We start from the raw sequence: 20,290 nt of genomic DNA on the forward strand, positions 1-20,290 counted from the left end.
GTCTGTTTGTAAATGGCCGACTGCGGATCGTCGGCGAACACCTCCAGAGCCCCAGCCGTGAGGGCGCCCCTTTGAGTCCCGCCCCGCACAGCGACCGCACCTCACGCCTCCCCAGCCTCGTCGCTGGCGGCTGATGCCGCCAGCGACTCCCTCGCGCGTGCTCCTCGGCCCCGAGGCGGCCTCAGAGGCACGCGCCACCGCGGTTGTACTGGTATGTCGTCGGTATCGATATCCGATCGAGATCGCGTCAGGTCAGAACTCGAAGCCGACCGCGTCGCGGTCGGGGCGAAGCGGGCTCATCGGGTACGGCGGCGACGCCTTCGGGTCATTGAACGGCCGGGGCGCCACGTCGTTCGGGCCGTCGGGGTAGAAGAGGGCGGCGAGCGTCTGGATCGCGTCCCGCCCGCTGGCGAGTTCGAACTGCCCGCCGCCGTACATCTCGATCCCCTGCTCCCGACAGTACGCGATCGTCTCAAACAGCGATTCGAGGGTGCCGAACCGGGACGGTTTGATGTTGCAGTACCCCGGGTCGATCGGGAGCGATTCGAGGCTCTCGACCCCGTCGATCGGGTAGTCGAAGGAGAGCCGGTCCGCCTGCGGCTCGACGAGCGCCCGCGTCGCCGGCGTGAGCGCCGGGTCCTCGACGACCGCGGCGGGGAACGCGGCGAACACGTCGCGGTACAGCTCGGGGTCGGCCTCGGCGTCCACGTCGGTGCCCTCGTACCAGCCCTTGAGGTCCAGGATCCGGACGGCGTCCGTCTCCCGGAGCGTCACGAACGCCTCCTCCGGCCAGTCCGGCGTCGGGTCGAGCTTGAACTCCAGCTCGTCGTCGAGCGCGAGCAGCTCCTCGACGCGGTCGGTCGTCGGCGGCTCGCCGAGGCGCGTGGAGACGACGAACCGCACCGGCGACGCCTCGACGCCGAGGAACGCGCCGAGCGACTCCTCCCGCTGCCTGAGCGCCAGGTCGAGCGCCGCGCTCTCGACCGCCCACCGGCGGTAGCTCCGCGAGTACTCGCGTTCCGGCGCCTCGTGCGCGAACAGATCCTCGTTGTCGAGCCGCGCCGACAGCTCGTCGATCGTCCACTCCCCCTCGATGTCGATCGGGTCGGTCCCCGCGAGCGCGTCATGGTCCTCGGTCTCGTAGGTCACGTCCTCGCCGCGTCCGACGACGCCGTCGCCGGCGAGCCGGAACTCGGTGGTGGTGCGCTCGAAGCCGCTGGTGGTCGCGCCGGTGTACCGACGCCGGTCGACGGACTCGATGGTCACGGACAGCTCCGCGATACGCTCGTAGACGCTCATGGATCGTCCGACGCCCTCGGTGAACTTAAATCAGGGACGCGGGCGGCCGCCGTCGGGACTCGCTCCGTCGCCCCCGGGTCCGTACCGCGTCCGGAGCTTCTCGACGTGGGTTCCGAGCGTCCAGAACAGCGGGATCACGGTGAGCACGACCGCGCCCGCGGCCGCGACCTGCAGCACCGTCGTGGTGAACCACGGCGTCGCGTCGGCGTACGGCAGCGAGGTGTGGGTCACGCCGCCGGTCACGGGGACGAAGTAGTCCATCAGGAGGTCGACCGTGTACCACGCGGTCGCGACGGCGACCGCCCCCGGCGGGAAGTCCGTGATCCGGTAGAGCACGAACGCCTGCACGACCATTCCGAGGTGGCTCACGAGGAGGAACGCGTACAGCGGCGGCCCCGACGTCTCGACGAACCGCGGCGCGAAGACGACGAGCACGTAGGGGGTCCACAGCCCGAGCTTGACGTTGCCGAAGAAGGCGAGCGTCGCGAGGGTGTCGCTCGACCGCCCGACCGCCCACGCCGCGAGCGCGAGCGCGATGAGCAGCGTCGCGCCCGGGCTGTCCGGGACGAACGCCCACATCTCGACGGGCACTTCCCGGAACTGGAACCGGTAGTACCAGAAGCCGAACGCGGTGCCGACGAGGTTGATCGCGACGATGACCCACGCGAACCGGAAGGCGACGTCCTCCAGCGCCTCCGGCAGGGGCGCGACCCACCGCGGCAGCGGCTCGCGCTCCGGGGGGTCGCGTCCGAGCGCGCCGACGATGTCCATACGCTCGGGTCGGCCCCGTCGCTCAAAGCCGTGGCGGTCGCGGATCGCCCCGACGCGAGCGCGGTCGGGCGTCGCCGGCGGTCGGGTCGGCCCCCGGCCGGACGAAAAGGGCTATGAGTCCCCGGCCGGAACGCTCGTGGTATGCGCCCGCGCACGCTGCTCGCGCTGCTGCTCGTCGTCCCCCTCGTGGACGCGCTGTTCCTGATCGTGGTCGCGACGCGGCTGGGGTGGGCGGTCACGGTCGCGCTGGTCGTGTTGACCGCCGTGCTCGGGATGCTCCTCCTGCGCGCCGAGGGGCGGGCGACGCTCGCGCGCGTCCAGCGCAAGCTGGCCCGCGGCGAGCCCCCGACCGACGAGCTGCTCGACGGCGGCCTCCTGATCGCCGCCGGCGCGTTCCTGCTCACGCCCGGGCTCGTCACCGACGCGGTCGGCTTCCTGCTCGCGCTCCCGCTCTCGCGAGTCCCGATCCGCATGGCGCTCAAGAAGTACGTCGTGGTGCCGTACCTCGACGGCGAGAGCGGGGGCTTCGCCTCCGGCAACGTGTACATCGGCGGCTTCCCCGGCGGCGACGGCGGCGGGGCCGGCTTCACGATGGGCGGCGGGGGATTCGGCGGCGACGGGTTCGACGGCCCCGCCGGCGACGACCCCGACGACTTCCCCGGTGCGGGCGGCGCCGGTGGGTCCGGTGGAGCGACGGACGGGGGAAGCGGCGGGAGCGGCGACGGCGGCGACCGTTTCGACGACCCGGACCGCGCCGACGACGTGGTCGACGTCGACTTCACGGTCGAAGACGAGGAGTCCGAGCGAACCGACTGACCGCGAGAGGATCGCGGCGCGGGACGTTAAAACCGCGAGACGGCGGCGGACTGTCGAAAGGAAACCCTTAAAATCCTACCCGCGCAACGACCGAATGCGCTCACCTGGGCCAATAGCTCAGTCAGGTTGAGCGCTCGGCTGATAACCGGGAGGTCCACGGTTCAAATCCGTGTTGGCCCACCTGCTTCGCGGGCGGCCTTCGGCCGCTCGGGATTGGTGGGCTGGGACTCCCCAGCCACCCAATTTCGTCGTTCTAATCCTCCAGCGACGCCGCTACATCGTCGAGAGCGCGTTCGAGGCGTGCTCGGTCGAAACGGTCCCGTTCTCCCGTGACCAGTCATTTGTAGGCCGCGCGCGAGGGGGTGGTATGGACCGATTGGCCTGTTACGACTGCGGCGAGACGTACGCGTTCGGCGACGCGGTCCGCTGTCGCTGCGGCGAGCCGCTCTGGTTCGAGCCCGACACCGCGTCGTTCGACTGGTCCGACGCGAGCGGAACGACGGGGGGCGACGCGACGCTCGGACGGGACACCCTCTGGCGTTACGACTCCGTGCTCCCCGCGGCGGCGCCGACCGGATTCGCCGCCGCTGCCGGGGGGACGCCGCTGTTTCGGGCGCCGTCTATCGAACCGACGGACGGCCCCCGGATCCATCTCAAGGTCGAGGGCGTCAACCCGACGGGGAGCTTCAAGGACCGGGGAACGGCCGTCGGTGTCTGCCGAGCGGACGGCCCGATCGGAACGGTCTCGCACGGCAACATGGCGCTGAGCGTCGCCGCTCACGCCGCCGCGGCGGACCGCGAAGCGGTCATCCTCGTGGCCGAGGACACCCCCGACTCCCGGCTCGCGATGATCGCCCAACACGACCCGCACCTGTTCCGGGTCCGCGGGGACTACGGGCGGCTCTACCGCGACACCGTCGACGGCGACCTCGGCGCCGCGTTCCTCAACTCGGACGCCCCGCTCCGCGTGGCCGGACAGAAGACGGTCGCGTACGAGATCTGCGAGGCGTTCGCCCCCGACGCCCCCGACGCGATCGTCCTGCCGGTCAGCAGCGGCGGGCAGGCGAGCGGGGTCTGGAAAGCGCTCCGAGAGCTGGACGCCGCCGGACTGCTCCCGTCGGTACCGCGGATCTACCTCGCGCAGGCCGCGCGGTGCGATCCGATCGCGCGGGCGTACCGACGCGGGAGGTCGCGCGTCGAGCCGGTCGAGGGGGAGCCGACGGCGGCCGTCTCGATCAACAACGCCGACCCGCCGAGCGGGAACCGGGCGCTGGCCGCGGTCGCGGAGACGGACGGGGGCGTCGTCTCCGTCGCCGAGGAGGCGATGATCGACGAGACGGACCGCCTCGCGGCCGACGCCGGGGTCTCCGTCGAGCCGTCCTGCGCCGTGGCCACAGCCGCCGTGCGGGAGCTCGCCACGGCCGGGGAGTTCGACGCCGCGGACGACGTCGCCGTGATACTGACCGGGTCGGGGTACAAGTACGGGCCGTCGGATCCCGACACCGCGTCGGTTCGGGAGGTCGACCGGACGGACGTCCCCGCCGCGGTCCGCGACGCGGTGTCGTGAGCCGCCGCAACCGGCCGCTGTCGGTCCTTCCGTCGGTCGGCGGCGTCGTCTCGCCGGACCAGCGCGCCGACGTACCGGAACTGCGGTCCCATCGAAACCGCTCCGGCGAGGCCGGCTCGGGAGGGGTCGCCGGGGATACGCGGCGACGAACGCGTACACCGAGACGGGGGCGCTGAGCGGGTTGAGCCGGCGGCGTGGACGTCGGGACCTCCGACCACCGAATATTTGTACCAGTCAGCAGTCATCCACGGACGCCCTCGAAACCATGCTCGACGAGATATTCGAGATCGTCTTCGACGTTATCCTGGAGTTGGTCCCCACCGTCGTCCTCAAAATCGTCCTCTTGCTCGCCGGTCTCGTGGCGGTGGCGATCGGCGTCCCGCTGCTCGCCGACTCGCCGCTCTTCGGCGGCGCGCTGACGGTCCTCGGCGCGGCGGCGGTGATCGGCGTCCTCGCCAGCTGGGTGCTCTGAGGCGCGGCGGCGCGCTCCGCGGTCGCCGCGGTCCGTGCGATCGCGGTCGCGTTCCTCCGGCGGTCGCCGAGGGCCCCACTACGTTTAACCGGTCCGGACGAGATGTTACCAACGATCATGAAGAAGCTGATCAACGACCCGGACGACGTCGTCGACGAGATGCTCGACGGGATGACCGCGGCGCACCCGGACCGCCTCCGCCGGCTCCCGGAGACGCAGGTACTCGTCCGCGACGACGCGCCGGTCGACGACAAGGTGGCGCTTGTGACCGGCGGCGGCAGCGGCCACGAGCCGACCCATGCGGGGTACATCGGCGACGGAATGTTAGACGGGGCGGCCGCGGGCGACGTGTTCTCCTCGCCGACCGCGGACGAGTTCGAGGAGCTGATCGGGGCCTGCGACGCGGGCGACGGCGTCCTCGCGATCATCAAGAACTACGAGGGCGACGTGATGAACTTCGAGACCGCCATCGAGCTCGCGGAGATGGAGGGGATCGAGGTCGAGAGCGTCGTGGTGAACGACGACGTGGCGGTCGAGGACTCGCTGTACACGTCCGGGCGGCGCGGCGTCTGCGGGACGATCCTCGTCCACAAGGCCGCGGGCGCGAAGGCGGCGCAGGGCGCCGACCTCTCGGAGGTTAAGCGCGTCGCGGAGAAGGTGATCGACAACGTCGGCACGATGGGCACCGCGCTCACCTCCTGCGTCACCCCCGAGAAGGGCGAGCCCACCTTCGACCTGGGCGACGACGAGATCGAGCTCGGGATCGGGATCCACGGCGAGCCGGGCACCGAGCGCACCGAGGCGATGCCCGCCGACGAGGTCACCGAGCACCTGACGGAGGCGGTCCTCGACGACCTCGACGAGGGGCAAGAGGTGCTCACGGTCGTCAACGGGATGGGCGCGACCCCGCAGATGGAGCTGTTCGTCGTCAACCGTCGGCTCCAGGAGCTGCTCGGCGAGCGCGGCCTGGAGACGTACGACGCGTGGGTCGGCGACTACATGACCTCGCTCGACATGGCCGGCGCGTCGATCACGGTGTGCGCGGTCGACGACGAGCTGAAGGAGCTGTTCGACGCGCCGGCCGACACCCCGGCGCTGACGACGAAATGAGCGACGACGGCGCTGCGACCGGAGACGACCCGGCGACCGACGACGGCGCGGCGGTCGTCGCGGCGGTCGAGGCGGTCGCCGAGCGCATCGAGGACGAGCGCGACCACCTGACCCAGCTGGACTCCGCCATCGGCGACGCCGACCACGGCGGGAACATGGCGCGCGGCTGGGCCGCGGCCGCCGACGCCGCGCGCGACCTCGACGACCCCGACCCGGAGACCGTCGCGAAGACGGTCGGCAAGACGCTGATGGGGGAGGTCGGCGGCGCCTCAGGCCCGCTGTTCGGCGGGTCGCTCGTGTTCGCGGCGGGCGAGCTCGGCGACGGGATCACCCCCGAGAGCGCGGTCGCGTTCGCGGAGACGTACCTAGAGAAGGTCGAGGACCGGGGCGACGCGCGCGTCGGCGACCAGACGGTGGTGGACGCGCTGACGCCCGCGGTCCACACCTTCAAGAAGTCGATCGAGGTCGACGACCTCCCGCCGATCGAGGCGCTGGCGAAGGCGGTCGCCGCCGCCGAGCGCGGCGTGGCGTTCACCGTCCCGATCCGCGCCCGAAAGGGCCGGGCCTCCTACCTCGGCTGGCGCTCGGTCGGCCACCAGGACCCGGGGGCGACGAGCGCGCTGTTCATCCTCGAAGAGCTGCTCGTCGTCGCCGCCGACCGGCTCGGCGTCGACGTCCCCGAGACGGACGCCGCGTCACCGACGATCCCGGACGACGATCCTGACGAGGCCGCGGAGGACGGCCCCGCCGGAGGGGCCGACTTGGAGGGCGACTGATGGTCGGGATCGTCGTCGTCTCGCACAGCGAGCGCGCCGCCGAGGGGATCGCGGAGATCGCCGCCGAGATGGCCGGCGACACCCGGATCGAGCCGGTCGGCGGCGACGGGAACGGCGGGATCGGCACCGTCCCGGACGCGATCGAGGACGCCATCGACGCGGCGGCCGGCGCGGGCGGCGAAGCCGGGGGAGAGGAGTCCGACGGCGTCGTCGTCCTCGTCGACCTCGGCAGCGCGGTGATGAACGCGGACGTCGCCGTCGAACTGAGCGACGCCGAGGCGGTCATCGCCGACGCCCCCGTCCTCGAGGGCGCGGTCAACGCGGCGGTCGCGGCCACCGACCCGTCGGCCACGATAGCGTCCGTCCGCGAGCAGGCGGAGGCGGCGCGCGACGTCGAGAAGCTCTGAGGCGGGGCCGTCCCTCTCTCCTCTCGGTTCGGGCTACGGCCCGCGGTCGTCGAGCCCCAGCACGTCGAGGACCTCGCGGCGCGTCTCGCAGGCGAGCGCGTCGCTCGCGAGGGACGCCGCGGCGTCGGCGTCGACCTCGCGCACCCGCGCCTTCACCTCGGGCGCCGTCACGGCGCTCATGCTGAGCTCGTCGAAGCCGAGCCCGACGAGCAGCTCCGTCAGCGCCGGGTCGCCGGCCATCTCGCCGCAGATCCCGACCCAGGCGTCGCTCCCCTCGGCGGCCGCCGTCGTGCGGTCGAGAGCACGCAGCACCGCCGGGTGGAGCGGGTCGTGGTACTCCGCGACGGCGTCGCTGCCGCGGTCGGCCGCCATCACGTACTGAGCGAGGTCGTTCGTCCCGACGCTCAGGAAGTCCAGCCGCTCCGCGAGCGCGTCGGCGAGGAACGCCGCCGCCGGCGTCTCCACCATCGCGCCCAGCTCCGGGACCGCGTGGTCGACGCCCTCGCTCGCGAGGTCGTCGGCGACCGACTCGACGGTCGCGACCGCGCGCTCGACCTCCTCGACCCGCGTCACGAGGGGGAACATCACGGCGAGCCCGTCGCCCGCCTCGGTCGCCGCGGCGCGGAGCAGCGCCCGGAGCTGCGTCTCGAAGAGGTCCGCGTGCTCGTCGAGCGACAGCCGGATCCCGCGCCGCCCGAGGAACGGGTTCGGCTCGTCGGGGAGGTCCAGGTAGGGAACCGGCTTGTCGCCGCCGACGTCGAGGGTGCGTACGACGACGCGGTCGTCCGGGTCGTCGAACGCCGACAGCGCGGCCGCGACCGCCTCGTACTGCTCGTCCTCGGTCGGCGGCGACTCGCGATCGACGAAGAGGAACTCCGTGCGGAACAGCCCGACGCCGTCGGCGCCGCGCTCGGCGGCCGGCCCCAGCTCGGCCTCGCCGCCGACGTTGGCCGCGACCTCGACCGGCCGGCCGTCGGCCGTCTCGACGCGCCCTCGGATCGCGTCCGGGCCCGCCTCCCGCGCCGCTTCGCGGCGCGCCCCGTCCGGGTCGACGACGACCTCGCCGGCCTCGCCGTCGACGAGGACGGTCTCCCCGTCCGCGACCGATTCGAGCGCCTCGCCGACGCCGACGACCGCGGGGATCGCGAGCGACCGCGCGATGATCGCGGCGTGGGAGGTGCGGCCGCCCTCGACGGTCGCGATTCCCGCGACCGCCCCGGGGTCGAGCGCGGCGGTGTCGCTCGGCGTGAGCCGCTCCGCCAGCAGGACCGTGCCCTCGGGGAGCGCGGCGAGGTCCGCGGCGCCGGTCGGTCCGTCTCCCTCGGCGTCGAGGAGCGCGCGGAGCAGCCGGTCGCGCACGTCGCGCAGGTCGTCGGCGCGCTCGGCCATCCGCCCCTCCATCCCCTCGAACTGCGCGACCGCCTCGTCGAACCGGTCCGCGACGGCGTGCGCCGCGGGGGTCCCGTCGCGGATCTCGGCCTCGACGTCCTCGACTATCGTCGGGTCGTCGAGGAACCCCTCGTGGGCCTCGAACACCGCCGCCTCTTCCTCCCCGACGCGCTCGGCCGTCCGGTCGCGGGCGTCGCGCAGGGCCTCCCGGGCGGCGTCCCGGGCCGAATCGTACCGCTCCAGTTCCGCCTCGGCGTCGACCGCGGCCGGGTCGGGGCGGTCGGGGAGCGTCAGGTCGGCGTCCGGCCGGTACCAGCGCGCCGCGCCGACGCCAGAGCGCGGCGTGCTGCCGACGCCGTCGAGCGTCCTCACGGCGCGTCCCCGGCGTCGCCGCCGCTCCCTCCGGCCTCGGATTCCCCCTCGACCGGACTCGCGAGCAGGTCGCAGACCGCGTCCAGCGCCGCCTCGGCGTCGGGGCCCTCGGCGACCACGCGGACCGACTCGCCGTGCTCGACGTTGAGCCCGCTGACGGAGAGCATGCTGTCGGCACGGACGAGGCCGTCGTCGCCGTCGTCGGCGCGGCCGATCGACACGTCGGCGTCGAATCGGTTCGCCGTCTGTACCAGCTTCGAGGCGGGGCGCGCGTGGAGCCCGGCCTCGGGTTCGACCGTGACGGTCCGTTCCATGGGGTCGGGTTGGACCCCGGCGGGTAATAGCTGATCGGAGTTCACGGCGGTCGCCGGGCCGGCGTCGCGTTCGGGGCGGCTACGGCGCAGCCTGCTTCGTGGAGACGAGCTCGATCACGTCGCGGTGGGAGAGCTCGCGGTCGGCCCCGACCTGGCGCCCGCTCCGACAGTCGGTGCCGTGGAGCAGCCCCTCGCCGATGTCCGAGTGGATGTGGTACGCGAAGTCCTCCGTCGTCGACCCCTCGGGGAGGACGAAGCAGTCGCGGAAGACGCCCTTCTCGTCTTTACTCCCGTTCGCGGAACCGGGGAAGACCGCGATACAGCCGAGCACGTCGAAGACGGCGGCTTCGAGCGCGCCCTGAACCCCAGTACCCTCGTACTCGGCGACGAACTCGGCGATCTTGTCGAGGCCCGCTTCCTGCTCGCCGGAGACGTCGCCGACGACGTCGAAGTCGCGCTCGCCGGGCGCGTAGTCGACGACGCCCGCCTCGTCCGCGGTTTTGAGGGCCTTCTCCGCGTGGGCGCTCGCGGGGACGAACGAGAGGTGGTCGTAGTCCGGGTCGGCCGTGATCTCCTCCCAGTTCGCCTGCGCCTCGGGCGTGTCCATCTTGTTGGCGGCGACGACCATCGGCTTCGTCCGCTTGCGGATCTCGCGGGCGAGGTCGGTCTTGTCGGTCTCGTCCCACGTCTCCGGGTCGAGCTCTAACCCCTCGGCGAGGATCACCCGCTTCATCCGGTCCTTGTCGATGCCGAACGCGGACATCTGGTCGGCGAGCTCCGCCTCGATCGCGGCGTCCGCACCGTGGTAGCGCGTCTCGAACTTCTCCAGTCCTTTCTCCAACACGTCGAGGTACCACGCGTCCAGCTCCTCCTCCAGGAAGTCGATGTCCTCGCGCGGGTCGTGGCCCTCGGTCGCCTCGCCCTCGATGTCCGTCTTCCCGGAGAAGTCGACGACGTGGATCAGCACGTCGGTCTCGTTGAGGTCGGTGAGGAACTGGTTCCCGAGCCCGCGGCCCTCGTGGGCGCCCGGGACGAGCCCGGCCACGTCGACGAGCTTCACGGGGACGAACCGCGTCCCCTCGCGGCAGACCCCCACGCTCGGCGTACAGGTCTCGCCGAACTCGGGGGCGGCGCAGTCGACGCGGACGTACGCCTCGCCGACGGTCGGGTCGATCGTGGTGAACGGGTACGCACCCTCGGGCACGTCGTTCATCGTCGCGGCGTTGAAGAACGTCGACTTCCCCACCGAGGGCTTGCCGACGAGGCCGATCCGATAGCTCATTACCGCCAGTGCGCGACCCGCGGTGAAAAGCGATGCGAGACGCTCCGTGACGTGTGTACGGGTGACGCGGACGGCGGGCGTGACCGACGGCGACGGATCCGACGCGACCGACGGGTCCGATCAGGCGTCGCCGTCGGACTGGCCGGGCTCCCCGACCGCCTCGACGGGGAGGACGTTCTGCAGCGCGGTGAACGCGTCTTCGGCGCTCTCGAACCGCGGTTGGTCGATCTCGGCGACGAGGTCGCCGAGGTCGGCGTCGCCGTCGGCGAACAGCACGGTCGTTCCGGCGCACTCGTCGACGAGCGTCTCGCGGCTCGTCGGGTACGACCGCTCGCGGAGTTCGCCTTCGACGCGTGACAGGTGCACTTCGTGAGTCATGCCACCACGTTAGCGCGCCGGGGGCTTAAACGCGCGCTCCGGCGTGGCCGGTGCGCCCGGTGCGGCCGGCGCGGCCCGCGCGGCTGCGAGAGCGATCGCGGCCCCCTTCGGGAGCGTTCGATCCGCCGGTGGACGTTTCGAAAGTCGGTAGACTCCGGCGCATCCGCCGTCTCAGGCCACGAGGCGGCTATATCACGGTAAATAACTACACTAAGTCGGCCTCAGTAGTAGCGAGTGTAAATTTCTATCCGTTATTCGACCCGGTGTTTTAAATTCGATTTTCATAGCAGGAATACTACTCGGCGCCGAACTGCGTTCGCGAAACGACTAACGAAATGCCGTATTATCGTGTGTACACTCACCGATTTCCTTATTAAACGCCCGAGTGTGCCTATGAGACGTGAAAGAAGCCATGTTCGACCAGATGTTTACCGGAAACACGCAGGCGCGTACCGTCTCCGTTCGCAGCGATCCGACCGCCCTCGCGGCCGACTTCGAGGTGACCGGCGCGTGAAGAGTCCGATCCGGATGACGAAGTACCGGACGCTGCTCCTGGCGACCGTCGGATTCAACTTCTCGTTTCTGATCTGGTTCTCGTTCGCGCCGTTCACGGGCGGGATGGCCGAGGAGTTCTCCCTCACGACGGCCGAGATCGGTATCCTCGCCAGCTCGGCGATCTGGATGGCGCCGTTCGGTCGCATCCTCACCGGGTGGCTCTCCGACCGGTTCGGCGCGCCGGTCATCTTCTCCATCGTGCTCGCGTACGTCGGCGTGTTCTCCATCGCCAGCGCGTTCGCGCAGGGATACGGCGTGTTCTTCGCGACGCGGCTGATCGTCGCCACGGCGGGGATCACGTTCGTCATCGGCATCCAGCACGTCGCCGAGTGGTTCGAGGAGGAGAACCTCGGACTGGCCGAGGGGATCTACGCCGGCGTCGGCAACGCCGGAGCGGCGGGCGGCGCGCTCGTGCTCCCGCGAGTGTTCGGCGCCGACTGGAGCGGCCCGCTGTTCCAGACCAACTGGCGGGCCGCCTTCTTCTACACCGGGATCGTCTCCATCCTCCTCGCGGGCGTCTACCTCGTCTTCGGCGAGGCCGCGAAGAGCGACGAGAAGCGGCAGGCGACCAGGGAGAACGCGACGCTGCGGGGCTGGCTCCACACGGCCACCCGATACGGGACGGTCGTGCTCGCGGCCGCCTACGTCATGTCGTTCGGACTGGAGCTGTCGATGAACGGCTGGCTGGCCACCTACTACCGCGAGGGGTTCGACACGCAGAACCTCGTGCTCGCCAGTACCTTCGCGGCGACGTTCTCCGTGGCGGCCGGGCTGCTCCGCCCGTTCGGCGGGTACATCAGCGACGTGCTCGCCCGCACGGAGACGAACATCCTCCCGGTGTTCGAGGGCCACTACCGCGAGCAGTGGACGTTCCTCGGGCTCTGTTTCATCGTGGTGACGATGGTCGCGATGACGCTCGCCGGGCTCTCCGGCGTCGTGATGAACGCCGTGATAGTCGGGTTCCTCGTCGGCGCGGGCTGTGCGTGGGCCGAGGGGGCGATCTTCGCACAGGTGCCGGCGATGTTCCCGGACAGCTCCGGCGCCGTGGCCGGGGTCGTCGGCGGCGTCGGCACCGTCGGCGGGATCGTCTACCCGCTGATCTACTCCGCGCCGTGGCTCGCCAACCTCCACGTGGGGTACTCGATAACGGCCGCCACGATGGTCCCGATCGTCCTGCTCGCGGCGTGGGTGTTCCGCCCCGAGATCGCGACGGTCGCGAACACCGCCGGACTCACCGACGCCGGTCCGGAGACGGGGTCGGTCACGCCCGGCGACGACTGACGGTCGGTGACGATTCTGTGGGGACAAACGAGGGACGAAGCGGGTCCGAACCGGTCCGGATTCGCCCCGAGACCGCCTCGCGGGGTCGGGGCAAAGCGTAAGCCCGTCGGCGAAATCACGTACTGTGTGATCACATGTCACTATACGACCGAATCCTGGTTCCGACCGACGGGTCCGCCGAGGGGGAGCGAGCGGTCGCGCACGCCGTGGACCTCGCCGCGGTCCACGACGCGACGGTCCACGCGATCCACGTGGTCGACTCGGCGCGGTACGCGGGGATGCCGATGGAGGCCTCGTGGGAGGGGGTCGGCGAGCTCCTGCGAGGCGACGCCGACGAGGCCGTAGGCGCGGTCGAGGAGCTCGCGGCGGGGACCGACGTCGACGTGGAGACGGCGGTCGTCGAGGGGTCGCCGAGCCGGGAGATCGTCCGATACGCCGAGGGCAACGACTTCGACCTCGTCGTGATGGGGACCCACGGTCGCGGCGGGATCGACCGCCTCCTCCTCGGGAGCGTCGCCGAGAAGGTCGTCCGGGGGTCGGCCGTGCCCGTCCTGACGGTCCGGATCGACGGCGACGTCCCCTCCGAGCCGGGCGTCGCAGAGGGCGCGAGCGAGGGGACGACCGACGAAGGGGCGGCGACCGACGGGGAGCCGGCAGACGAAACCGAGTCGGGAGCGTCGGGGCGGACGTAGTCCGCGGGGTCAGTCCCCGGCGTCGCGGAGGTGCTCGCAGTCGCCCGCGTGGACCCGTCGCGTCCCCTCGCCGGTGTCGATCACGAGCGCGCCCGGGGACTCGACGTCGACAGCGGTCCCGGTCACGGACCCGGTCGGCGTCTCCACCCGCACCCGCCGCCCGAGCGTGCTCGCCCGGTCGCGCCACGCCGAGAGGATCCGGTCGGGCTCGTCAACCGCCCCCGCGAGCGACGCGAACCGTTCGAGGAGCGTCGCCGCGAACCGGCGCCTGTCGACGTCGCCGCCGGCCTCGGCACGCAGCGAGGTCGCGTCCGCGGGCAGCGCCTCGGGGTCGAGGTTCGCGTTGACCCCGACCCCGACGACGAGCCACGACACCCGGTCGGCCTCCCCCTCCATCTCCGTGAGTATTCCCGCGAGCTTGCGCCCGCCGCGTCCGGAGCGCGCGCTCGCGTCTCCGGTCCCACTCTCGGTTCCCTCGTCGCCCCCGACGAGCACATCGTTCGGCCACTTGATGTGCGCGTCGACGCCGGCCTCGCGGCAGGCGTCGACCGTCGCGACCGCCGCGACGAGGGTGAACAGGGGCGCCCGGGCCGGCGGGACCGTCGGCCGCGCGACGAGCGAGAGCCAGACGCCGCCGCTCGGCGCGACCCACTCGCGGTCCAGCCGCCCGCGACCGCCGGTCTGCTCGTCGGCGACGACGGCGACGTCGGCGGCGCCCTCGGCCGCCAGCTCGCGGGCGCGGTCGTTCGTCGACGGGAGGCTCTCGTGGTACTCGACCGCGTACGGCGCGTCGAGCCCGAACTCGATCCCGGCCGCGCAGTAGGGGGGATCCGCGGGCGCGACGTAGCCGTCCGGCGTCGACTCGACGGCGAACCCCTCCTCGCGGAGCGCCTCGACCGCCTTCCACACCGCGGTCCGCGAGACGTCGAGCTCCGCGGCGAGCGCCGGACCCGAGACCGGTCCGTCCGCCAGGGCGTCGAGCAGCGCGCGGCGCGTGTCCATGTCGACCGGGTCGGGGCGGGCGCCGAAAGTCGTTCCGGGTCGCTCGCGCGGGGCGCCGCGTCGCCGGCGCGGGACCCGCTCACCTATGTGGCCGCGGACGTAATCACGGGCGTCGCATGACCGATGCCGAGGCCGAGACCGTTCCCCTGACCGTCGTCGACGGCGACGAGCGCACCGAGCTGTCGGTCGAGGTCGGCCGGAACCTGCGACGCGTCCTCCTCGACGCCGATCTGTCGCCGTATGCGGCCGCGACGCGGCGGCTGAACTGCGGCGGGCGCGGGATCTGCGCCACCTGTGGCGTGCGAGTCCGCGAGGGGCCGCCGGCGGACCACTGGCACGACCGGCTCGCGGCCCGGTTCGGCTACCCGCGGCTCTCCTGTCAGGTGACCGTCGACGGGCCGACGACGGTCGAGCTCGTCGACAAGCGCGTGTGGGGGTCGCGCGAGCCGGACGGTGAGGGCTGAGGTCCGGGACGGGGAGTCGGGACCGACCGCGAACGGGATCGGCCGCGGCCGCGCTCTCCGCGTCGCCGTCGCTCGCCCGCGAGATACCCCGTTTCCGGTGAAAACGGCCGGTCAGACGGTCGGACGGGATCCGACTCCGGGCACAAGACACAAGGTCTCACGGGCGAACGCTCCGGTATGCAACCCTCCAAGGAGGAGGAGTCGTCCGACGGCGACCCGATGGACGACCTCGACGACCTCCTCGACGACGACCTCGCCGAGGGCGGCTCGACCGCGTCGTCGGACGGCGCCGGGACCGACGCCGCGCCGAGCGAGTCGTCCGGGCGGGCGACCGCGGCGAGCGACGACGGCGGTCGCCTCGGGACGAGCGGTGGGTGGTTCTCGGCGAAGGCGTTCGCGCTCTCGGCCGCGGCCGTCGCGGTCGGCGTCTTCGTCGGCGGCGCGATCCCCTTCATCGGCGGGACGATCGGGTCGGCCGGAGGGGTCTTCCTCGCCGCGTTCCTGGTCGGGCTGGTCCTCTCCGCCCGCCGGTACGTCGAGACCGGGCTCGCCGGCGGCGCGGCCGGAGCGCTCGTCGCGGTGACGAACGTCCTCGGCGTCGGCTTCCTCCCGATCGGGATCGACTACCTCCGGCAGTGGGGGCTTCCCCTGCTCGCGGTCGGCGGCGGGCTCGGGCTCGTCGTCGCGCTCCTCGGTCACTACCTCGGGCGCGACCTCCGGGCCGGGCTGACCGCGGACATCGACGGCTGAGGGCGGATCGCCCCGACGGCTGAGGGCGGATCGTCCCGACCGCCGGCGGTCGCTCGCGCGGCCCCGTCACTTCCGACCGATCAGCGCGGGCCAGTGGTACGCGTCGAACCCGACGTACGCGGCGATCTCGCGGCGTTCCAGCGCGAGGAAGCCGGCGAGGATCGCGACGAACCCGACGACGGCCTCCGCCTCGATCAGGCTGCCGAGCAGGAGCCAGCTCCCGGCCGCGGCGACGACGGGCTCGGCGTACCCGACGAGGTGGAGCTGCGCCGGCCCGACCGCGTCGAGCAGCGCGAAGTAGATCAGGAACGCGAGGACGCCCGACAGCAGCGTGAGGTACGCGAGCGAGGCGATCGCGGTCCGGGTCCACTCGATCGCGGCCGGCGACTCGCCGAGCGCGGCGGCGCCGACGAACAGGAGCCCGGCGCCGATGACCATCGCCCAGCCCTGCAGGGCGGCGATCGGGAGGTCGGTCCGGAGCGGCCGGAGCAGCACCGCGCCCAGCGAGAAGGCGACGGCGCCGGCGAACGCGAGCCCGACGCCGAGCAGGGCGGAACCGTCGACGCCGGCCGCCGCGGGATCGGCGATCACCACCACCCCGAGGATCCCGAGCGCGAAGCCGCCGATCTCGACGGGGCCGAGGCGCTCGTTCGGGAGGAGGAGGGCGGCGAACACCGCGGTCAACACCGGCGCGAGGCTCACGACGACGGCGGCGACCGCGCCGGAGACGTACAGCTCGCCGACGTACAACAGGCCGTGGTAGGCGGCGATCACGAAGGTCGCCGCGACGGCGACGCCCAGCCACTCGTCGCGGCCCCGCGGCACCGTCCGGCCGGACGCGACCGCGGCGATCCCCAGCACGATCGCCCCGGCGATCGCGTACCGGACGCCGGCGAACAGCAGCGGCGGGAAGTAGTGCAGCCCGGCCTCGATCGCGACGAAGGAGGTGCCCCACAGGACCGCGAGGAGGACGAACGCGGCGACGACCGATTCCGAAGTAGAGAGGAACGTCCGTGACTTCATTGAGTGTCAGATCGAAGATTCTCGACGTGGTTAAACTATTCTCTTAGAATTGGAGGTATTTAGAATGAACAATCACACATACGAACGAACTGCAATACGGTCCCGGATCGAGCACCGTTCTTGGAGTCGAGTACAAGCCTGTCGGTCGGAATATACAACAGTCTCTCACGCGAAGGCGGGGTATGGACGAGCGCGACGTGCGGCTGTTGAAGGCGATCTCGGACCTCGGCACCGGGAGTCCCGAGCGGCTCCACGAGGAGACCGGGATCCCGGTGTCGACGATCCACTACCGGCTGAACAACCTGCGCGACGACGGCGTGATCGAGAACGACCTGTACGACCTCGACCACGAGGCGCTCGGGCTCGGCGTCACCGTGATCGTCGAGGTGCTCGCCGACTACGAGGGGCCGTACGAGGCGTTCGCAGACGAACTGCTCGCGGTCGAGGGGGTCACGGAGGCGTTCTTCACGATGGGCGAGACCGACTTCGTCGTGCTCGCGCGGCTCTCCTCGTCCGACACCGTCGAGCGGCTGATCAGCGACTTCGAGGCGATCCCGGAGGTCGAGCGCACGAACTCGACGTTCACGATCGCGACCCTCCGCGACGAGCCGCGCGCGCCGGCGACGTACGACCTCGACACGCTGCTGGCGGAGTTGACGGAGTGAGACGGCGCCCGACCACCGAGCAGCGCGAATCAGTCAGTGGTGATCGACGGCCCGATGGACCGCTCGACGAACAGGAGCGCGACGAGCCCCAGAACGACCAGCGTGTACGAGAGCGCGGCGAACAGCGCGTCCTGCGTCGTCGCGTACTCGGTGGTGCGGAAGATGATCACCTTCCGGACCATCGCGATGACGCCGGTGTAGATTACCAGCCTGACGATGCGACGGGTGTCGCTCTGTTCGATGTACGCGACGACCGTCTCGTACACCTCGACGATGATGAGCAGGAGGAGTCCCGTCTCGATGAAGCTGATGACGGTGTTCGGGTCCGTGATCTCGCCGGTGGGGACCGACTCCGCGATCTGGATCGCGAGGTCGACGACACCGATGCCGAACAGGAGCGCGAAAAGCGCCGCGGCGGCCAACTCGACGCCGTGAACGAACTGGTTTGTCACCTCCGAGACGCGGTCGCCGCGGGTGTGTGCGACTGCCGGATCGGGTGCGGGACCGGATCCGTCGGTCCGTGACGTGTCGTCGTCGGTCGGTGGCGGATCGTCCATCGAGTGTTACCTCTCGGATCGGGATACGGGCCGGCGACAAGTAAGTGACGGGGACGACCGGGGGCGGAATGTGCGACCGTCGGGCGCTACGACCGCTCGGCGATCTCCTCGCGGAGCACGTCGGAGACGACCTCGCCGTCGGCCTTCCCGCGGAGCGCCCCCATGGCCTCGCCCATCAGGCCGGAGAACGCGCCCATCCCCTCGGCCTCGACTTGGTCGGCGTTGCGCTCGACGACCTCGACGACCGCCTCGCGCACCTCGGCCTCGCTCACGCCCGAGAGGCCCGCCTCCTCGACGGCCGCCGCGGCCGTGAGTTCGGGGTCCTCGGCGAGCGTCGCCAGCACCTCCGGCACCCCCTCCTTCGCGAGGTCGCCGTCCTCGACGAGCGCGAACAGGTCGAGGAAGTGGTCGTCCGTCAGGTTCTCGACGGGCGCGCCGTCCCGACGGATCTCCGTCGTCGTCGACTCCAGCGTCGACGCGGCGAAGGTGGGGTCGACGCCGCGGTCGACCGCGGTCTCGAACAGCGGGAAGCGCCGGCCGAACGCGACCTGCTCGGCGAGTCCGCGGTCGAGCCCGAACTCCTCGACGTAGCGGTCGGTCTTCTCGTCGAGGAGCTCCGGGCGGTCCACGTCGGACGGGTCGGGCTCGACCGGCGGTACGTCCGTCTCGGGGTACATCCGCGCGGCGCCCGGCAGCGGCCGGAGGTAGCGCGTGGTCCCGTCGTCGTTGGCGCCGCGGGTCTCCTCGGGGACGCCCTCGATCGCGGCGGCGGCGCGGTCGGCGGCGGCCTCGATCGCGAGGTCGGCCGTCTCCGGGTCGGCGGCGACGATGGCGACCGCGTCGCCCTCGCCCGCGCCGACCGCGTCGCGGAGGGCGTCGACCTCTTCGTCCGTCACGCCGTAGGCCGGCAGCTCGTCGGTGTGGAAGATCCCGCCCGCGCCGTGGCGCTTCGCGTGGTCGGAGAGCTCCGTGCCGAGCCGGCGGTCGGGCTGGATCTCGCGGCCGACGAGCCCGTCGAAGCCGAAGAGGGGGACCGCGGTGACCTTCCCGCCCGCGTCGAGCGCGCCCCGGATGACGCCCGACTCGGTGTCGGCGAAGACGTCGGTGACGTCCGCGACGTCGCCCACGCTCGCGTCGCGGTCGCGGAGTTCGTCGCGGATCGCCAGGAGTTCGGCCTGCCGCCCGACCTCGCCGCGGACGATCTCCTCGATCCCCCGGAGGTCCTGAACCCCCTTCACCTCGACGCGGGCGCCGTCGGCGATGGAGACGTTCACGTCCTGCCGGATCGTCCCGAGCCCGCGCTTGACCGCGCCCGTCGAGCGCAGCAGCATCCCGATCCGCTCGGCGGCCTCGCGGGCGCCCTCGGGGCTCCGGATGTCGGGGCCGGTCCCGATCTCGACGAGGGGGACGCCGAGGCGGTCGAGGGAGTAGACGACCCCGTCCTCCTTCTCCTCGACGCGCTTGGCCGACTCCTCCTCCAGCATGAGGTCGACGATCGACACCCGGCCCTCGCTCGTCTCGATCTCCCCGCTCTGGCCGAGCAGGATCGAGCGCTGGAAGCCGGAGGTGTTCGATCCGTCGATGACGAGCTTCCGCATCACGTGCGCCTGGTCGACGACCGACACGTCGAGCAGGTCGGCGATCTGCAGCGCCACGGAGAGGGCCTCGTCGTCGACGCGGCGCGGCGGCTCGTCGTCCTCCTCGACGAGGCAGGTGGTGTCGTACGCGAGGTAGGTGAACTCGCGGTCGACGCGGCTCTCCTCCACCGCGGCGTCGTCGAGCTCGCCCAGCTCGCTCTTCGTCGGGTGGAGCCGCCGGGTGATCGACCGGTCGGACTCCTCGGGGTCGCGCTCGACGGTGGGGGAGTCGCAGAACAGCTTCGTCTCCGTGTCGAGCTGCTGGTGGATCTCCAGCCCGGCGACGAGCCCCAGCTCCTCGTAGTCGTACTCGGGGGTCGCGTCCGTACTCATTACGCCACACTCCGGCGGCGCGCGACTAAAAGGGTGGCAGTTCGCGCGAGCGACGAGAATCGTGATTACTGAGAGTGCTCATAAATGACTGGGAGGTGGCGCGTGCCTGCGAGCGGCCGCCGCCGGTGGCCGCGAGACAGCACGCGCGAGGGAGTCGGCCGACCGGAGCGAAGCGGAGGGAGGCCGACGAGGCTGGGGAGGCGTGAGGTGCCGTGCTGTGCGGGGCGGGACTCAAAGGGGCAGCCGCGAAACCGCAGTAGGCGACGTAAGCACCGCAGCGAGCGTAGCGAGCGAGGAGCGCAACGAGCGTACTGCGGTTTCGCGGCTGGGGCTTTGGAGGTGTCCGCCGTCGATCCGCCAACAGCAATTTATGACCGA

At 71.6% G+C, this 20,290-nt stretch carries 21 protein-coding genes and 1 tRNA gene; 12 read left to right on the forward strand and 10 right to left on the reverse strand.

The window, feature by feature from the left end; translation table 11 throughout:
* Window positions 1–252: 252 nt before the first annotated feature.
* A complete protein-coding gene (locus NO900_RS14425) occupies window positions 253–1,299 on the reverse strand; it encodes a hypothetical protein (protein WP_256409634.1) in 1,047 nt (348 codons plus the stop codon).
* Window positions 1,300–1,329: 30 nt separating this feature from the next.
* Window positions 1,330–2,070, reverse strand: a complete 741-nt coding sequence (locus NO900_RS14430; protein ID WP_256409633.1) for a DUF1405 domain-containing protein — start codon at window positions 2,068–2,070, stop codon at window positions 1,330–1,332.
* Window positions 2,071–2,211: 141 nt separating this feature from the next.
* Here NO900_RS14430 and NO900_RS14435 point away from each other — a divergent pair, with 141 nt between their 5' ends.
* The 7 genes from NO900_RS14435 (at window position 2,212) to NO900_RS14465 (ending at window position 7,218) form a co-directional block, all read left to right on the forward strand.
* A complete protein-coding gene (locus tag NO900_RS14435; RefSeq protein ID WP_256409632.1) occupies window positions 2,212–2,886 on the forward strand; it encodes an FxsA family protein in 675 nt (224 codons plus the stop codon).
* A 106-nt stretch (window positions 2,887–2,992) separates the two neighbouring features.
* A tRNA-Ile gene (locus NO900_RS14440) sits at window positions 2,993–3,066 on the forward strand.
* Window positions 3,067–3,253: 187 nt separating this feature from the next.
* Window positions 3,254–4,453 (forward strand): threonine synthase, encoded by a 1,200-nt coding sequence (locus NO900_RS14445; RefSeq protein WP_256409631.1) that lies wholly within the window; start codon window positions 3,254–3,256, stop codon window positions 4,451–4,453.
* Window positions 4,454–4,718: 265 nt separating this feature from the next.
* Window positions 4,719–4,925 carry a hypothetical protein gene (locus tag NO900_RS14450; RefSeq protein WP_256409630.1) on the forward strand — a complete coding sequence of 69 codons (207 nt, stop codon included), beginning with the start codon at window positions 4,719–4,721 and terminating at the stop codon, window positions 4,923–4,925.
* Between the two features lie 117 nt (window positions 4,926–5,042).
* The gene (gene dhaK / locus NO900_RS14455; protein ID WP_256409629.1) at window positions 5,043–6,035 is read left to right on the forward strand and encodes a dihydroxyacetone kinase subunit DhaK; all 993 of its coding nucleotides are present in this window, start codon (window positions 5,043–5,045) and stop codon (window positions 6,033–6,035) included.
* Window positions 6,032–6,811 (forward strand): dihydroxyacetone kinase subunit DhaL, encoded by a 780-nt coding sequence (gene dhaL / locus NO900_RS14460; protein WP_256409628.1) that lies wholly within the window; start codon window positions 6,032–6,034, stop codon window positions 6,809–6,811. The genes dhaK and dhaL overlap by 4 nt, the downstream gene beginning before the upstream one ends.
* A complete protein-coding gene (locus tag NO900_RS14465) occupies window positions 6,811–7,218 on the forward strand; it encodes a PTS sugar transporter subunit IIA domain-containing protein (protein ID WP_256409627.1) in 408 nt (135 codons plus the stop codon). Before dhaL ends, NO900_RS14465 begins: the two co-directional genes overlap by 1 nt.
* 33 nt (window positions 7,219–7,251) lie before the next feature.
* Here the strand turns inward: NO900_RS14465 and ptsP are convergent, their stop codons facing one another.
* The 4 genes from ptsP to NO900_RS14485 form a co-directional block, all read right to left on the reverse strand.
* Window positions 7,252–8,979, reverse strand: a complete 1,728-nt coding sequence (ptsP, locus tag NO900_RS14470) for a phosphoenolpyruvate--protein phosphotransferase (RefSeq protein ID WP_256409626.1) — start codon at window positions 8,977–8,979, stop codon at window positions 7,252–7,254.
* Window positions 8,976–9,293: an HPr family phosphocarrier protein gene (locus NO900_RS14475; RefSeq protein ID WP_256409625.1), complete on the reverse strand. Its 318-nt coding sequence runs from the start codon at window positions 9,291–9,293 to the stop codon at window positions 8,976–8,978. Before NO900_RS14475 ends, ptsP begins: the two co-directional genes overlap by 4 nt.
* Before the next feature lie 79 nt (window positions 9,294–9,372).
* A complete protein-coding gene (locus NO900_RS14480) occupies window positions 9,373–10,575 on the reverse strand; it encodes a redox-regulated ATPase YchF (protein ID WP_256409624.1) in 1,203 nt (400 codons plus the stop codon).
* A 120-nt stretch (window positions 10,576–10,695) separates the two neighbouring features.
* Window positions 10,696–10,953, reverse strand: coding sequence for a DUF5789 family protein (locus tag NO900_RS14485; RefSeq protein WP_256409623.1), 258 nt, complete (start codon window positions 10,951–10,953; stop codon window positions 10,696–10,698).
* Window positions 10,954–11,481: 528 nt separating this feature from the next.
* Here NO900_RS14485 and NO900_RS14490 point away from each other — a divergent pair.
* Window positions 11,482–12,789, forward strand: a complete 1,308-nt coding sequence (locus NO900_RS14490; RefSeq protein WP_256409642.1) for an MFS transporter — start codon at window positions 11,482–11,484, stop codon at window positions 12,787–12,789.
* Between the two features lie 134 nt (window positions 12,790–12,923).
* Window positions 12,924–13,481 carry a universal stress protein gene (locus tag NO900_RS14495; protein WP_256409622.1) on the forward strand — a complete coding sequence of 186 codons (558 nt, stop codon included), beginning with the start codon at window positions 12,924–12,926 and terminating at the stop codon, window positions 13,479–13,481.
* A gap of 9 nt (window positions 13,482–13,490) precedes the next feature.
* On the opposite strand, the gene NO900_RS14500 is transcribed toward NO900_RS14495, so the two are convergent.
* Entirely contained in the window at window positions 13,491–14,483 is a 993-nt protein-coding gene (locus NO900_RS14500) for a biotin--[acetyl-CoA-carboxylase] ligase (RefSeq protein WP_256409621.1), read from the reverse strand.
* Between the two features lie 116 nt (window positions 14,484–14,599).
* On the opposite strand from NO900_RS14500, the gene NO900_RS14505 reads away from it, so the two are divergent.
* Both NO900_RS14505 and NO900_RS14510 read left to right on the forward strand, forming a co-directional pair.
* Window positions 14,600–14,947: a 2Fe-2S iron-sulfur cluster-binding protein gene (locus tag NO900_RS14505; protein WP_256409620.1), complete on the forward strand. Its 348-nt coding sequence runs from the start codon at window positions 14,600–14,602 to the stop codon at window positions 14,945–14,947.
* A 177-nt stretch (window positions 14,948–15,124) separates the two neighbouring features.
* Window positions 15,125–15,697 (forward strand): hypothetical protein, encoded by a 573-nt coding sequence (locus NO900_RS14510; RefSeq protein WP_256409619.1) that lies wholly within the window; start codon window positions 15,125–15,127, stop codon window positions 15,695–15,697.
* Window positions 15,698–15,763: 66 nt separating this feature from the next.
* Here the strand turns inward: NO900_RS14510 and NO900_RS14515 are convergent, their stop codons facing one another.
* Entirely contained in the window at window positions 15,764–16,720 is a 957-nt protein-coding gene (locus NO900_RS14515; protein ID WP_256409618.1) for a DMT family transporter, read from the reverse strand.
* Window positions 16,721–16,902: 182 nt separating this feature from the next.
* Between NO900_RS14515 and NO900_RS14520 the strand changes: the two genes are divergently transcribed.
* Window positions 16,903–17,385, forward strand: coding sequence for an Lrp/AsnC family transcriptional regulator (locus NO900_RS14520; protein WP_256409617.1), 483 nt, complete (start codon window positions 16,903–16,905; stop codon window positions 17,383–17,385).
* Window positions 17,386–17,414: 29 nt separating this feature from the next.
* Here the strand turns inward: NO900_RS14520 and NO900_RS14525 are convergent, their stop codons facing one another.
* Together NO900_RS14525 and gatE are read right to left on the reverse strand one after the other, a co-directional pair.
* Window positions 17,415–17,942, reverse strand: coding sequence for a phosphate-starvation-inducible PsiE family protein (locus NO900_RS14525; protein ID WP_256409616.1), 528 nt, complete (start codon window positions 17,940–17,942; stop codon window positions 17,415–17,417).
* A gap of 86 nt (window positions 17,943–18,028) precedes the next feature.
* Window positions 18,029–19,912 (reverse strand): Glu-tRNA(Gln) amidotransferase subunit GatE, encoded by a 1,884-nt coding sequence (gene gatE, locus NO900_RS14530; RefSeq protein WP_256409615.1) that lies wholly within the window; start codon window positions 19,910–19,912, stop codon window positions 18,029–18,031.
* Between the last annotated feature and the right edge of the window lie 378 nt (window positions 19,913–20,290).

The organism is Halorubrum rutilum, from assembly GCF_024494565.1.

Coding starts and splice junctions, on each gene's coding strand:
- NO900_RS14490 (WP_256409642.1), top strand. CDS start 11,482: ATGACGAAGTACCGGACGCTGCTCCTGGCGACCGTCGGATTCAACTTC.
- NO900_RS14465 (WP_256409627.1), top strand. CDS start 6,811: ATGGTCGGGATCGTCGTCGTCTCGCACAGCGAGCGCGCCGCCGAGGGG.
- gatE (WP_256409615.1), bottom strand. CDS start 19,912: ATGAGTACGGACGCGACCCCCGAGTACGACTACGAGGAGCTGGGGCTC.
- NO900_RS14495 (WP_256409622.1), top strand. CDS start 12,924: ATGTCACTATACGACCGAATCCTGGTTCCGACCGACGGGTCCGCCGAG.
- NO900_RS14475 (WP_256409625.1), bottom strand. CDS start 9,293: ATGGAACGGACCGTCACGGTCGAACCCGAGGCCGGGCTCCACGCGCGC.
- NO900_RS14505 (WP_256409620.1), top strand. CDS start 14,600: ATGACCGATGCCGAGGCCGAGACCGTTCCCCTGACCGTCGTCGACGGC.
- NO900_RS14450 (WP_256409630.1), top strand. CDS start 4,719: ATGCTCGACGAGATATTCGAGATCGTCTTCGACGTTATCCTGGAGTTG.
- NO900_RS14425 (WP_256409634.1), bottom strand. CDS start 1,299: ATGAGCGTCTACGAGCGTATCGCGGAGCTGTCCGTGACCATCGAGTCC.
- NO900_RS14510 (WP_256409619.1), top strand. CDS start 15,125: ATGCAACCCTCCAAGGAGGAGGAGTCGTCCGACGGCGACCCGATGGAC.
- NO900_RS14480 (WP_256409624.1), bottom strand. CDS start 10,575: ATGAGCTATCGGATCGGCCTCGTCGGCAAGCCCTCGGTGGGGAAGTCG.
- NO900_RS14435 (WP_256409632.1), top strand. CDS start 2,212: ATGCGCCCGCGCACGCTGCTCGCGCTGCTGCTCGTCGTCCCCCTCGTG.
- dhaL (WP_256409628.1), top strand. CDS start 6,032: ATGAGCGACGACGGCGCTGCGACCGGAGACGACCCGGCGACCGACGAC.
- NO900_RS14500 (WP_256409621.1), bottom strand. CDS start 14,483: ATGGACACGCGCCGCGCGCTGCTCGACGCCCTGGCGGACGGACCGGTC.
- NO900_RS14485 (WP_256409623.1), bottom strand. CDS start 10,953: ATGACTCACGAAGTGCACCTGTCACGCGTCGAAGGCGAACTCCGCGAG.
- NO900_RS14430 (WP_256409633.1), bottom strand. CDS start 2,070: ATGGACATCGTCGGCGCGCTCGGACGCGACCCCCCGGAGCGCGAGCCG.
- NO900_RS14515 (WP_256409618.1), bottom strand. CDS start 16,720: ATGAAGTCACGGACGTTCCTCTCTACTTCGGAATCGGTCGTCGCCGCG.
- NO900_RS14525 (WP_256409616.1), bottom strand. CDS start 17,942: ATGGACGATCCGCCACCGACCGACGACGACACGTCACGGACCGACGGA.
- NO900_RS14445 (WP_256409631.1), top strand. CDS start 3,254: ATGGACCGATTGGCCTGTTACGACTGCGGCGAGACGTACGCGTTCGGC.
- dhaK (WP_256409629.1), top strand. CDS start 5,043: ATGAAGAAGCTGATCAACGACCCGGACGACGTCGTCGACGAGATGCTC.
- NO900_RS14520 (WP_256409617.1), top strand. CDS start 16,903: ATGGACGAGCGCGACGTGCGGCTGTTGAAGGCGATCTCGGACCTCGGC.